This window comes from Bradyrhizobium sp. Pha-3, from assembly GCF_042258615.1.
Taxonomy (GTDB): Bacteria; Pseudomonadota; Alphaproteobacteria; order Rhizobiales; family Xanthobacteraceae; genus Bradyrhizobium.
Genome location: NZ_CP170152.1, coordinates 8,048,731 through 8,061,080 on the forward strand (window position 1 = coordinate 8,048,731; position 12,350 = coordinate 8,061,080).

General features: G+C 62.1%; 12 protein-coding genes and 1 tRNA gene. 7 read left to right on the forward strand and 6 right to left on the reverse strand.

Annotated elements, in window-relative coordinates; genetic code table 11:
- Nucleotides 1-193 precede the first annotated feature (193 nt).
- Complete coding sequence (locus tag ACE10Z_RS37600) at nt 194-691, forward strand: PaaI family thioesterase (RefSeq protein WP_375785205.1); 498 nt, start codon at nt 194-196, stop codon at nt 689-691.
- 75 nt (nt 692-766) lie between these two features.
- Complete coding sequence (locus tag ACE10Z_RS37605) at nt 767-1,288, forward strand: hypothetical protein (protein ID WP_375785206.1); 522 nt, start codon at nt 767-769, stop codon at nt 1,286-1,288.
- A 167-nt stretch (nt 1,289-1,455) separates the two neighbouring features.
- Here the strand turns inward: ACE10Z_RS37605 and ACE10Z_RS37610 are convergent, their stop codons facing one another.
- Entirely contained in the window at nt 1,456-1,995 is a 540-nt protein-coding gene (locus tag ACE10Z_RS37610) for a Dps family protein (RefSeq protein ID WP_375785207.1), read from the reverse strand.
- Between the two features lie 126 nt (nt 1,996-2,121).
- Here ACE10Z_RS37610 and ACE10Z_RS37615 point away from each other — a divergent pair, with 126 nt between their 5' ends.
- The 5 genes from ACE10Z_RS37615 to ACE10Z_RS37635 all read left to right on the forward strand — a co-directional run bounded on the left by ACE10Z_RS37615 (nt 2,122) and on the right by ACE10Z_RS37635 (nt 8,219).
- Complete coding sequence (locus ACE10Z_RS37615) at nt 2,122-2,811, forward strand: class I SAM-dependent methyltransferase (protein WP_375785208.1); 690 nt, start codon at nt 2,122-2,124, stop codon at nt 2,809-2,811.
- Between the two features lie 77 nt (nt 2,812-2,888).
- Nucleotides 2,889-2,964 (forward strand) — tRNA-OTHER (locus tag ACE10Z_RS37620).
- Between the two features lie 372 nt (nt 2,965-3,336).
- Nucleotides 3,337-6,801 carry a carbamoyl-phosphate synthase large subunit gene (carB, locus tag ACE10Z_RS37625; protein WP_375785209.1) on the forward strand — a complete coding sequence of 1,155 codons (3,465 nt, stop codon included), beginning with the start codon at nt 3,337-3,339 and terminating at the stop codon, nt 6,799-6,801.
- Nucleotides 6,802-6,998: 197 nt separating this feature from the next.
- Entirely contained in the window at nt 6,999-7,472 is a 474-nt protein-coding gene (gene greA / locus ACE10Z_RS37630) for a transcription elongation factor GreA (protein WP_157113323.1), read from the forward strand.
- A gap of 342 nt (nt 7,473-7,814) precedes the next feature.
- Nucleotides 7,815-8,219 (forward strand): DoxX family protein, encoded by a 405-nt coding sequence (locus ACE10Z_RS37635; RefSeq protein WP_375785210.1) that lies wholly within the window; start codon nt 7,815-7,817, stop codon nt 8,217-8,219.
- Between the two features lie 441 nt (nt 8,220-8,660).
- Here the strand turns inward: ACE10Z_RS37635 and ACE10Z_RS37640 are convergent, their stop codons facing one another.
- The 5 genes from ACE10Z_RS37640 to ACE10Z_RS37660 all read right to left on the reverse strand — a co-directional run bounded on the left by ACE10Z_RS37640 (nt 8,661) and on the right by ACE10Z_RS37660 (nt 11,980).
- Complete coding sequence (locus tag ACE10Z_RS37640; protein ID WP_375785211.1) at nt 8,661-9,359, reverse strand: hypothetical protein; 699 nt, start codon at nt 9,357-9,359, stop codon at nt 8,661-8,663.
- Nucleotides 9,360-9,453: 94 nt separating this feature from the next.
- Nucleotides 9,454-9,648, reverse strand: coding sequence for a hypothetical protein (locus ACE10Z_RS37645; protein ID WP_342724267.1), 195 nt, complete (start codon nt 9,646-9,648; stop codon nt 9,454-9,456).
- Nucleotides 9,649-9,836: 188 nt separating this feature from the next.
- Complete coding sequence (locus tag ACE10Z_RS37650; protein ID WP_375785212.1) at nt 9,837-10,421, reverse strand: protein-S-isoprenylcysteine O-methyltransferase; 585 nt, start codon at nt 10,419-10,421, stop codon at nt 9,837-9,839.
- A 180-nt stretch (nt 10,422-10,601) separates the two neighbouring features.
- Nucleotides 10,602-11,144, reverse strand: a complete 543-nt coding sequence (locus ACE10Z_RS37655; RefSeq protein WP_375785213.1) for an SGNH/GDSL hydrolase family protein — start codon at nt 11,142-11,144, stop codon at nt 10,602-10,604.
- A gap of 122 nt (nt 11,145-11,266) precedes the next feature.
- Entirely contained in the window at nt 11,267-11,980 is a 714-nt protein-coding gene (locus tag ACE10Z_RS37660; protein ID WP_375785214.1) for a thioesterase domain-containing protein, read from the reverse strand.
- Nucleotides 11,981-12,350 lie beyond the last annotated feature (370 nt).

The following is a 12,350-nucleotide window of genomic DNA, read 5'->3' on the forward strand; positions in this document are numbered from 1 at the left end:
TGCCGCCTTCGCCTAGACTTCGGCGCGCCTCGCACCGTTGGCCTCGTCGAAGCCTTGGCGTAGACGGGACCCGGCAATCCATCCCTTGAAGGACGATGGATGCCCGGATCAAGTCCGGGCATGACAAGGTGTTGTGCGCTGCGAGCGCCGCGGCAACGATGCGCCGTCGCATCACATCACGGGAAAGCTCGACATGACCGACAGCGCCACCCCGAAGCCCGCATACGGTGTCTCCTCGATGGCGGTGATGGCGTCGATGCCGGGGCTCGACTTCGTGCGCGGCATCTTCGCCCGCACCCTGCCGGAGCCGCCGATCATGGAGAATGTCGAGCCGTTCGACTGCACCGCCGAGCCGGGTCATGTGGTGATCCACAGCATCCCCGGCCTGCGCCACTACAACCCGATCGGCTCGGTGCACGGCGGCTATGTCGCGATCCTGCTCGATTCCGCAATGGCGCTCGCGGTGCAAACCACACTGCCGAAAGGTTCGGGCTACACCACGCTGGAGTTCAAGATCTCCTTTGTCCGCGGCATGAGCCAGGACACGGGCAAGATCCGCACCGAGGGCCGGGTGCTCAACGCCGGCCGGCGCGCCGCGACCGCCGAAGGCCGCATCACCGATCAGAACGGCAAGCTGATCGCGCACGCCACCACCACCTGCATGGTGTTCGAGCTGCCGAAGACGAAGTGATCCGACGGAACGCGGAGCGCTGACAGCCGGCTGGTCCGCGGATAGTCTTGAACTCCAGCGTGCCGGAGGATCGTCATGTCCACAGTGAAAGCAGGAGTCGAGCCGCTCGCGATCGTGTTCGAGGACGACGGCCTGATGCCGAACAATCCGATGCCATTCCTGGTCTACAAGGGCGCGGTCGACGTCAGCAGAAATCCCGAGGGCACGATCGAGCAGCTGTTCAGCAGCAATGGCTGGGGCGCGATGTGGCGGAACGGCGTCTACGACTTCGCGCATTACCACGCCACCGTGCACGAGGTGCTGGGCGTCGCCCGCGGCAGCGCGCGCGTGCAGTTCGGCGGCGAGCGCGGGCGGGCGCTTGAGATTGCCGCCGGCGACGTCGCGATCCTGCCGGCCGGCACCGGGCATCAATGCCTGTCGGCGAGCGGCGACTTCAGCGTGGTCGGCGCCTATCCGCCGGGCCCGCCGATGGACCTGCAACGGCCGACGCCGGAGAGCCACGCCCGGGCGCTGAAGACGATCCCGCTGGTGGCCATCCCTGCCACCGATCCGGTGATGGGCAAGAACGGGCCGCTGGTGCGGCTGTGGAGGCGGTGATGCCCCAATGACCGCTGTTCCCCCTTCGCTTCTCTCCTTGTGGGAGAAGGTGGCGCGGATGAAATCCGCGACGGATGAGGGGTCTGCATCCGCGGATAGAACCCCTCACCCGGCTTCATCTCGCTCCGCTCGATTGCGCCACCCTCTCCCACAAGAGAGGGTGAAACTCAGGCCGCGTTGCTGCCTTCCTGGCGGCTTGCCTCGAACAGGAACCAGGTGCGGCGCTCGGTTTCGTCGATGAAGGTTTCGAGCAGGCCGGCGGTGCCGGAATCCTCGTGGTCGTCGGCGAGCTTGTGCGCCTTGCGCATCGCAGCCGCCATGTGCTTGTTGTCCTCCATCAACTCGCGCAGCATTTCGCGCGGTGGGACAAAGTCCTCGTCATTGTCCTTGATGGTCTGATGCTTGGTGATGTCGCCGATCGACCTCAGCGTCGCGCCGCCGAGCTTGCGCACCCGCTCGGCGAGCTGGTCGGTGGTCGCGAAGATCGCGTCCGACTGCTCGTCCAGCAACAAATGGTAATCATGGAAATGCCGGCCGCTGACGTGCCAGTGAAAATTCTTGGTCTTCAGGTAGAGCGCAAAGGCGTCGGCCAGCAGCGTATTGAGCGAGGCCGAGATCGTATCCACCGCAGCTTGCGGGAGATCGTTCGGCGTATCGAGATCGGGCGAGATATTGTCAGTCTTGGCGTCACTCTTGGCTTTGCTCACGTTGGACCTTCCTGTTAGGAACCCCCGTATTTCGGCGCATTGAACATTGGCCGCCGGACCGCTAACGCATCATCAGCCCACCTGTTCCTGGAAGTCAGGAACCCGTTCTGCCGGATACCAAACGCGATGGATGAATGGATCGACTATTACGATTCCACGCATACGATCTATGCGAGCCGACTGCACCGCGACCTGCATTTCCAGGTCATCGCCAACGACATCATCGGCTACATCACCTCGCCCGGCGCCGTGGTGCTGGACTATGCCTGCGGTGAGGCGCTGTCGGCGGCGAAGGTCGCCAATGCCTGCGCGCAGCTCTATCTGGCGGAGCCTGCGCCCGGCGTGCGCGGCCGCCTGGTCGCGCGCTTCGCGCCCGACACCAGGATCCGCGTCCGCTCGCTCGATGAGCTGAAGAACATGGAGGCGGATTCGATCGACCTCGTGGTGATGAACTCGGTGGCGCAATACATGACGCCGCAAGAGCTCGACTCCGCATTCGACGTGATCCACCGCCTGCTGAAACCCTCGGGCCGCTTCGTGCTCGGCGATATCCTGCGGCCCGAAGTCGGCATGATCAGGGACGTCATCGCGCTGCTGCGCTTTGCGGCGACCCACGGCTTCCTGCGCGATGCGTTGATCGGGCTCGCCTCGACCGCACTGTCCGATTACCGGCAGCTGCGCACCAGGATCGGGCTGCAACGCTACCGCGAGGACGAGATGATCGCGAAGCTCGCCGCCGCCGGCTTTGACGCCGCGCGCGCGCCGCGCAACATCGGGCACAATCCGTGGCGGATGACGTTCGTGGCCCACCACTGATCAGAGGTTGCGCAAAATATTAGGGTTAACCAAAGGTAAACGTAGCGGCCGCTGAAATAATCAGCAATGATCCACTCGGCCCGGTGGCGGAAGCGTCGACGCGGCAGTGGTGCAACACTGTTTATCCTGGTTCAACTCCAGGCCGGGCCTCCACGCTTCGCCCTGACGGGCTACGCGTGGCGCAGCCACGCTGGACCGGCGGGGCAAGGCGTGTCCGGCGTAGCTTGAGCGTGGCGAAAGCGTAGACGGACTAGGCAGCGGGCTAGCAGGACACAGCCGGCCCCCGGTAAGCCACACCCCCGCCTGCCGAGCACCCCCGGCCGGGTATGGGTCGAATGAGGAATTTCCCCCAGAATCGCGGTTGATTGGGCGTTTTTGGGGGTTTCGCAGGTGCGGAAACTGGTCTAAAGACCACCCGCGCGCGAGGGATCGCGCTTCCGGCGCTACAAGATGTAGCGCATGGCTCGAGGGACGCGCGGGACGCGCGCCCTTTTTTTGTGCCCAAATTCCAGTCCGCGAGAGCTGATGCCCAAAAGAACCGACATCTCCACCATCCTGATCATCGGCGCCGGTCCCATCGTGATCGGCCAAGCCTGCGAATTCGACTATTCCGGCACGCAGGCGGTGAAGGCTCTGAAGGAAGAGGGTTACCGCGTCGTCCTCGTCAATTCCAATCCGGCCACCATCATGACCGATCCGGAATTGGCGGACGCGACCTATATCGAACCGATCACACCCGAGATCGTCGGCAAGATCATCGAGAAGGAGCGCAACGTCATCCCGGGCGGCTTCGCGCTGTTGCCGACCATGGGCGGCCAGACCGCACTGAACTGCGCGCTTTCGTTGCGCCGTCAGGGCACGCTCGACAAGTTCGACGTCGAGATGATCGGCGCCACCGCCGACGCCATCGACAAGGCCGAGGATCGCCAGCTGTTCCGCGAGGCCATGACCAAGATCGGGCTGGAGACGCCAAAATCTCGGCTCGCCAACGCCTCGGCGCTGAAGAAGTCCTACCGCGACAAATATCTTGCCGAGCGGGAGAAGCTGTCCGGCGCGGCGCTGGAAGAGCTCGAGCGGCAGTGGACGCTTGGCGAGAACGAACGCCGCAAACGCTATCAGGAGCACGCCTTCGGCGAGGCGCTGATGGCGCTGTCGGAGATCGGCTTGCCCGCGATCATCCGGCCCTCCTTCACCATGGGCGGCACCGGCGGCGGCATCGCCTACAACAAGGAAGAATTCCTCGACATCATCGAGCGCGGGCTCGACGCCTCTCCGACCAACGAGGTCCTGATCGAGGAAAGCGTGCTCGGCTGGAAAGAGTACGAGATGGAGGTGGTGCGCGATAAAAAGGACAATTGCATCATCATCTGCTCGATCGAGAATCTCGATCCGATGGGCGTGCATACCGGCGATTCCATCACCATCGCGCCGGCCCTGACGTTGACCGACAAGGAATACCAGGTCATGCGCGACGCCTCGCTGGCGGTGCTGCGCGAGATCGGGGTCGAGACCGGCGGCTCCAACGTCCAGTTCGGCATCAACCCCGTCGACGGCCGCATGGTCGTGATCGAGATGAATCCGCGCGTGTCGCGCTCGTCGGCGCTTGCGTCGAAAGCCACCGGCTTCCCGATTGCGAAGGTCGCAGCCAAGCTCGCGGTCGGCTACACGCTCGACGAGATCGCCAACGACATCACCGGCGGCGCCACCCCCGCCTCGTTCGAGCCGACCATCGATTACGTCGTCACCAAGATTCCGCGCTTTGCGTTCGAGAAATTCCCCGGCGCCTCCTCCACGCTGACCACGTCGATGAAGTCGGTCGGCGAGGTGATGGCGATCGGCCGTACCTTCCAGGAGAGCCTGCAGAAGGCCCTGCGCGGGCTCGAGACCGGCCTGACCGGCCTCGACGAAATCGAGATCGAGGGGCTCGGCCGCGGCGACGACAAGAACGCGATCCGCGCCGCGCTCGGCACGCCGACGCCGAACCGCATCCTGCAGGTCGCGCAAGCGATGCGGCTCGGCTGGACCGACGAGGAGATCTTCAACTCCTGCAAGATCGACCCCTGGTTCCTGGCAGAGATGCGCGCCATCGTCGAGATGGAGGACAAGGTCCGCAGCAACGGCCTGCCGCCGAACGCGTTCGCAATGCGGACGCTGAAGGCGATGGGCTTCTCGGATGCGCGGCTCGCCGTGCTCACGGACACCACCGAAGCCGACGTCACCGCCAAGCGCCACGCGCTCGGGGTGCGCCCCGTGTTCAAGCGCATCGACACCTGCGCGGCGGAATTCGCTTCGCCCACCGCCTACATGTATTCGACCTATGAGCGGCCGTTCGCGGGCGAGCTGGCCGACGAGAGCGCGCCGTCCGACCGCAAGAAGGTGATCATTCTCGGCGGCGGGCCGAACCGCATCGGCCAGGGTATCGAGTTCGACTATTGCTGTTGCCACGCCTGCTTCGCGCTCGAGGACGCCGGCTACGAGACCATCATGGTCAACTGCAATCCGGAGACGGTGTCGACCGACTACGACACCGCGAACCGGCTGTATTTCGAACCGCTCACCGCGGAAGACGTGCTGGAGATCGTCGACACCGAGCGCAAGAACGGCACGCTGCACGGCGTGATCGTACAGTTCGGCGGCCAGACCCCGCTGAAGCTTGCCCGCGCGCTCGAAGCCGCCGAAGTGCCGATCCTCGGCACCTCGCCGGATGCGATCGACCTCGCCGAGGACCGCGACCGCTTCAAGCGCGTGCTCGACAAGCTCCGCCTCAAGCAGCCGAAGAACGGCATCGCCTATTCGGTCGAGCAGGCACGCCTGGTAGCCGCCGATCTCGATCTGCCGCTGGTGGTGCGCCCGTCCTACGTGCTCGGCGGCCGCGCGATGCAGATCATCCGCGAGGAGACCCAGCTCAACGATTACCTTCTCGGCACCCTGCCGGAGCTCGTTCCGGCCGACGTCAAGGCGCGCTACCCGAACGACAAGACCGGGCAGATCAACACCGTGCTCGGCAAGAACCCGCTGCTGTTCGACCGCTATCTGTCCGATGCGACCGAAGTCGACGTCGACTGCCTCTGCGACGGCAAGGACACCTTCATCGTCGGCATCATGGAGCACATCGAGGAAGCCGGCATCCACTCCGGCGACTCCGCCTGCTCGCTGCCGCCGCATTCGCTCGACGCCAAGACCATCGAGGAGCTGGAGCGGCAGACCCGCGAGCTCGCGCTCGGCCTCGACGTGGTCGGCCTGATGAACGTGCAATACGCCATCAAGGACGGCGAGATCTACGTGCTCGAGGTCAACCCGCGCGCATCCCGCACCGTGCCGTTCGTCGCCAAGGTGATCGGCACCCCGGTCGCCAAGATCGCCGCGCGGATCATGGCCGGCGAAAAGCTCGCCGACTTCAAGCTGAAGAAGAAGAAGCTCGACCATGTCGGCGTGAAGGAATCGGTGTTCCCGTTCGCGCGCTTCCCCGGCGTCGACACCGTGCTCGGACCGGAGATGCGTTCGACCGGCGAAGTGATGGGGCTCGACCGCTCCTTCGAAGTCGCATTCGCGAAGAGCCAGCTCGGCGGCGGCACCCGTGTGCCGCGGCAGGGCACAGTGTTCGTCTCGGTGCGCGGCGACGACAAGATGCGCATTGCGGATGCGGTGCGGCTGCTGCACTCGCTCGGCTTCAAGGTGATGGCCACCTCGGGCACGCAGCGCTATCTCAGCGACAACGGCGTGCCGACGGAAAAGGTGAACAAGGTCCTCGAAGGCCGTCCGCACATTGTCGACGCCATCACCAATGGCGACGTCCAGCTGGTCTTCAATACCACCGAAGGACCGCAGGCCCTGGCTGACAGCCGCTCGCTGCGGCGGGCTGCCCTCTTGCATAAAGTGCCATATTACACCACTCTTTCAGGTGCGGTGGCGGCCGCACGGGGGATCCGGGCCTATCGGGACGGGGACCTTGAGGTCCGCACGCTTCAGAGTTACTTTTCCGAAAGCTGACCGCTTCCCGGGCTGAAGGCCCGAAGCGGTCAATTAGCCGAATGGCTGGAACTCACCGCGCGATTGGATGTTGTCACGGCCCTTAGCGGGGCCGAAAATCACTGGGCTTCCGGGCGCATTCGCGTCCTGATTCCTGCGTTAGCTGAACTGGATATTCGTGCACGGCCGCCGGGCGCGCACGATGAAGGACGAAGATGATGGATAAGGTTCCGATGACCGCGGGCGGATACGCCGCGCTGACGGACGAGCTCAAGAAGCGACAGTCGGAGGATCGTCCCCGCATCATCGAACACATTGCGGAGGCGCGTTCGCACGGCGACCTCTCGGAGAACGCCGAGTATCACGCTGCCAAGGAAGAGCAGTCGCACAACGAGGGCCGCATCGCCGAGCTCGAGGACAAGCTCGCGCGCGCCGACATCATCGACATTTCGAAACTGTCCGGCGACACCATCAAGTTCGGCGCGACCGTGACGCTGATCGATGAGGACACCGAGAAGAAGGCGGTGTGGCAGATCGTCGGCGAGGTCGAGGCCGACGCCAAGAAGGGCCGCATCTCCATCACCTCGCCGCTTGCGCGCGCGCTGATCGGCAAGAAGAAGGGCACCACCGTCGAAGTGATGGCGCCGGGCGGCGCCAAGGCCTACGAGATCACCAAGGTCGAGTGGCGGTAGTTACCTTGACGTGACTGATGCAAAAAGGCCGCGTGTTGCACGCGGCTTTTTTTGCGCCCGCGTTTTGCCCCCGCCTGACAGCAATGTGAGTGGAGAGCGGGTACGCGGCATACTAGTGAGGCCGTGACATGCTTATGCAGTATAATCATGTCGGGGACTGGGGCGGAGCCGATGATTGCGTCGCAACCGCATCGCGGCGTGTCACCGTGCCACTGGGGCGTTCTCTCGCAACTTCCATGGAGCGAGGAATGATTCCAGGTGCAAGGTGTTGACATCACACTCGGGTGGCGGACACCGTGTGCTGTGCAATGTTCCAGCGTGTCAAACAGGGGGTTAATGACAATGGACCAGATGTTTTCCAAATGGCAGCCGACGGCGCTGAGCCTGTTCCGGTTCATCACCGGACTGCTGCTGTTTCAGTACGGCGTCGCCAAGATCTTCAAGTTTCCCGTAGTCGCCTACTTCGCCAATATCCCGCCGTTGATCCAGGCTGCGGGCTGGCTTGAGCTGGTGCTCGGCGCGCTGTTGATGATCGGCCTGTTCTCACGGCTGGCCGCGTTCATCCTGTCGGGCGAGATGGCGTTCGCCTATTTCCTCGGCCACATGTTCAAGAACCCGGCCGAGCCGGTGCTGCTGCCGCTGCTCAACAACGGCACCGCGGCGATCCTGTTCTGCTTCGCCTGTCTCTACCTCGCGACCTCGGGCCCCGGTCCGATCAGCGTCGACGCTGCGATGGGCAAGAAGTAACAACACTGAGCCCGTCCCGTTCAACTGGGACGGGTTCTTCACGGCTGCGCTGCAACGACAGCGGCAATCCGTCGAACAATGAAAAATAGCCAGGAGAGCCTGAGGGCGCTGTCCAAGTGCGATGGGACCACCCCGAAGCGCGTTGCAAGATGGAAGAACGCGGGTCCGGTGGACGATCTTCTAGCCGCCCAAAAAAGCGCCTGAGCGCCATTACGTCTTGCGGTTCAGTTGCCGCTCGCCATCTCTGGCCGCTTTGCGGGAAAGTCCAACATCAGCGGCATTTCAAATAAAGTTTTGGGCCACTCGGATTTGCATTCCCCACCGGTTCGCATTGGATGCTTGCTCCAACGCAACCATCTGCCCTTCATCCAGGAAAGCTCAGCAGCGCTTTCCCGATAGCGGCTTTGCCCGGTTGCAGCCGCAAGGCCCTTGGCGAGAAAACTAATGATCCGAAGCGAGTTGCACCGTTTGGCGCCCGCCGTTCATGTCTCGCAACTGGTTTACGTATTCCTCAGGCTTCAGCAAATGGAACGGAGCCTTCAGACCCATAAAGCTGGCTATACGACCGATAAAAGCCGTGCAATTGGTCGTTTCCGCGTTCCAAACAGGCGACGACGCCTGAAGCTCCTTGATGTAGGCAAAGACTTTCTTCGCGTCGGCCTCACTCAAGTACACGCGATAGCTGGCCGTCAAATACTGGACGTCAAGGTCGCCGTAGCTTGCTCCCGTCTCGGAGGGCACCCACATGAGGTGTCCCAGCACGTAAGGCAGGACGTCGCCCGCCGGGTGCAGCCCTGCAACTTCAACCTGCTTCTCGCTTGTCTTGCCGTACCAGATAAACGCATGCCCATAAGAAGCTGCCGTGCGGGCACGAAAGTCCACGTAATACGGCCCTTTGGCCGTAGACCTTCGAACCGGCTTTACGTCTGCTCCGGAAACGGAAGCACTCGGTCCAGCAACGGCTGCCGCCACAACCGACCTTGACGACGGTTTATGCGGCTTGTCCTGCTGCAGCGGGGCTTGATCCGTTTGCGCGGCCAATTGCTGCGCATGACCGATGCCGGCTCCCAAAGTCACGGAAGCCACAACGATACCAACTCCGCCGAGCAGCCGCAGGCCGCTCCGTTTCCGATTCGACACTGGCACCTTCAGACCCTCACAAGGGCAAGATATCACCCCAGAACACCACCTTCAGCAATTGCTGAAGGAGCGCGTTGTCGGGGCGATCCTCGAGTTAACCCTTCGTTACGATCGGAGCTTTTCCAACCGGGGTCTTGCCGACCGGGTACTTGCCAACCGGATATTTGCCAATCGGCATCTTGCCAATCGGAGCCTGTTCGGCGACCGGCTGCGGACGAGGAAGGTCAGCTGCGCTGGCAGCAGCCATAAAACCGAATGCGGCAACTCCAACAACCAGAAATTTCAACATCGTGATCTCCGAGATGGATAGCTTGAGTCTGAACACCATACCCTCTGTCGGCTACGCTGCAATTAACGCTGAGCCGAAGATTGCACTTGCGCGGCATTTCCTTGCCGGATGTGACAAAAACGACACGGCTGGTTTGCTTGCGTGGGTCCCAATGTAGAGGCGGGCGAGACCCACCTCGTACAACCGGCTCAGAACAGCCTCGGTATGATGCGTCCGGTCCGGGCCATATACTCGCGATACTCGTCGCCGAACGTTTCCAGCATCATCTTTTCTTCCCTGGCAACCCGGCCGAAAAACAATGTCCCAAATCCGATCAGGCCAGCAAAGCCGGCGACCAAATTCGGCAAGAGCAACGCCTGAGCGGCAGCCCAAAGCCAGAATGCGGAATACATGGGGTGCCGAATTTTTTGGTAGATCCCGTCTGTGATCAGGTGGTGATTCTCCCGCACGTCGAGACTTACCGACCAATTCCGGCCAAGAGCGCGATGGGTCAGCCGGAACATGACCAGCGCCGCGATCGCGACGAAGACGCCCAGCCAGGCTTGCGCCGGCCGGAAGTCGTACGATGCGAACTGAGGCATCGCCGTTACAATGTAGACGAATGGCACTATGCCGAGACCCGTGAGCGATATCAGCAGCAGAGTGTTTTCGCGAGCACCTCGGGCGCTCCGCAGGACTTTTTCACGGCGAGCACGGCGCGCGAATCTATAGCGGATCAGATACCAGCCGACCGCCATCGCCACAAACACGAACTTGGCAATACCAGGCGTCATCGTGGACCAAGCGCTAACTTCGCTGGCGCGCCAACCTTGCCGACCATCGAAAGGGCGCCGACTTGAGCGAGCGTCTGAGATTTGACCGAAACAGGTCTGCTGACCAACATGTAGCAATCATACAAGGCTTGCGGGTCGATTCCACCAATAAGTTGGCAGCTTGCGACGGCAAAGCTCTTTCTATCTCGCCCGTGGCGGCGTCACGATGGCTTTCCGGTCTATCACCGCCAACACGCGCGGAAGCAACTGCGACGCTATGAAGGCATGACCGTCAGCCGTCAGGTGGATGAAGTCAAAAGCGTAATACTGCGGAGGAATCTCATCGTCGTACACGATCACTTTGATGGCGCGATCACGCAACCGCCGCTCCATCGCCGCGATGTTGGCCGCCCGCTGCTCCTTCGTGACAAGGAAACGCCTGTCATTGCCTCCAGGCTGCAAAATGGCGATGTCGGTTCCCTTTGGCACGTCGCTGTCAAGGCGCTTGAGCATGCCAGCCGTGGTATCGAAGGGAATGCCGGCATTGACGACGCTCGCGCTGATGCCCTTCTGCCTCAGCAGGGCTTCCAGCTTGGCGGGGTAGGCGCCCTGCTTCCCAACGTACCAGCCTTGCGTGTTGCTTGCGCCAACCGCCACGATATGAATCGGCCTTGTGAAGGCCGCGCACACGGTCGCCACGATACACAGGGCCATAGCGACCGAGAATTTTCTGAACGGCGTCACCGACTGCCTCCGGCCTGAAGCGCTAGAGAGAACAATACGATCACCGGTCCCCGACAGAGACGGACCCAAAGCCTATTATGCGGTGTCAAACCCCACACTTCAGCTGTCTTCCGGGCGTCACGCTAGGAATTGGTTGAAGCTCCGGCCGCAGGCAAATCCGGGTTCGAAGGATTCTGGCGTTGTCGTGGGCGCGCGACAGCGGGCCCGATTGCCCTGATCTTTCGTATCACCAGGCTATGCAACGCCGCGCTCTTATCGATGTTGAAGTGGTCGACGTTTACATCGCGAACCTTGAAGTTTGTAAGCTCGCCGCGGAAGCCGGGGCCGCGACTTATACGATCGCTTTCATGCTTGTACAGATTCAGAACCCTTGCGACATTCGCCGTCGCCGCATGAGGCGATGTGCCGTCGAACGGGACAACCAAAGCGACAGGCACGCCCATTTGGCCAAGGTACTCTGCCATCGACATCACGGCATCCGCACCAAGAGAGTGCCCCACGAGTACAATGGGCCCGCGCTGGCCAGCTCTATATTTTGCAATGATTTCGTCGGCAACGCCTCTCCACTGGGCGTGGTTGGCGACGTCCGCGGCGATGCCGGCCGCGCGCAGCTGGGCGGCAAGGTCGTCCATGCCCAAGGAAAAGACGTTCAACAGCCCGCGGAACAGATAGACGTGCGTCGCGGAGGAATGCAATCGAGCCTGCGGACCTGTCGATCTGAGTGCAATCGCAATTCCGGGACGCGCCTGAGCCCCGCTGTTCGAATACAAGCTGCTTGCAAAAAGGACCGTCAGGACGGCGCATACCAGCGCCGCGCTGTAACGTAATCTTTCCATTTCAGGATCCCTCGCCGACTCCAAATCTGGCCGCATTAAAGCAAACTTGGGAATCGTGACAATCAAGAACGATTTTGAAACACGTGTTGAGGTACGCAATTGGTTTGCTGTCGCGGATTTGCCACACCGAAAAGAGCGATCAGGCCGCGCCGCTTCACGACCGTCCGGGTCAATTGGCTCCGATCACGGCTGGTCCCCTGCACTTTTTCGATCAAGGCCGATCTCAACGAGTGCCACCCTCGCGGGTGGAGTGGTAATTTGATAGGGTCGAGTCCCATCATCCATGTCAGGTTCAGCAGGGATTCCGGATCAACGCCGTATGGGTTCGGGAGTAAGGTGCCGATGCGTTTCAATTTTGCGGGATGAGTGG

Coding starts and splice junctions, on each gene's coding strand:
- ACE10Z_RS37600 (WP_375785205.1), top strand. CDS start 194: ATGACCGACAGCGCCACCCCGAAGCCCGCATACGGTGTCTCCTCGATG.
- ACE10Z_RS37605 (WP_375785206.1), top strand. CDS start 767: ATGTCCACAGTGAAAGCAGGAGTCGAGCCGCTCGCGATCGTGTTCGAG.
- ACE10Z_RS37615 (WP_375785208.1), top strand. CDS start 2,122: ATGGATGAATGGATCGACTATTACGATTCCACGCATACGATCTATGCG.
- carB (WP_375785209.1), top strand. CDS start 3,337: ATGCCCAAAAGAACCGACATCTCCACCATCCTGATCATCGGCGCCGGT.
- greA (WP_157113323.1), top strand. CDS start 6,999: ATGGATAAGGTTCCGATGACCGCGGGCGGATACGCCGCGCTGACGGAC.
- ACE10Z_RS37635 (WP_375785210.1), top strand. CDS start 7,815: ATGGACCAGATGTTTTCCAAATGGCAGCCGACGGCGCTGAGCCTGTTC.
- ACE10Z_RS37645 (WP_342724267.1), bottom strand. CDS start 9,648: ATGTTGAAATTTCTGGTTGTTGGAGTTGCCGCATTCGGTTTTATGGCT.
- ACE10Z_RS37650 (WP_375785212.1), bottom strand. CDS start 10,421: ATGACGCCTGGTATTGCCAAGTTCGTGTTTGTGGCGATGGCGGTCGGC.
- ACE10Z_RS37660 (WP_375785214.1), bottom strand. CDS start 11,980: ATGGAAAGATTACGTTACAGCGCGGCGCTGGTATGCGCCGTCCTGACG.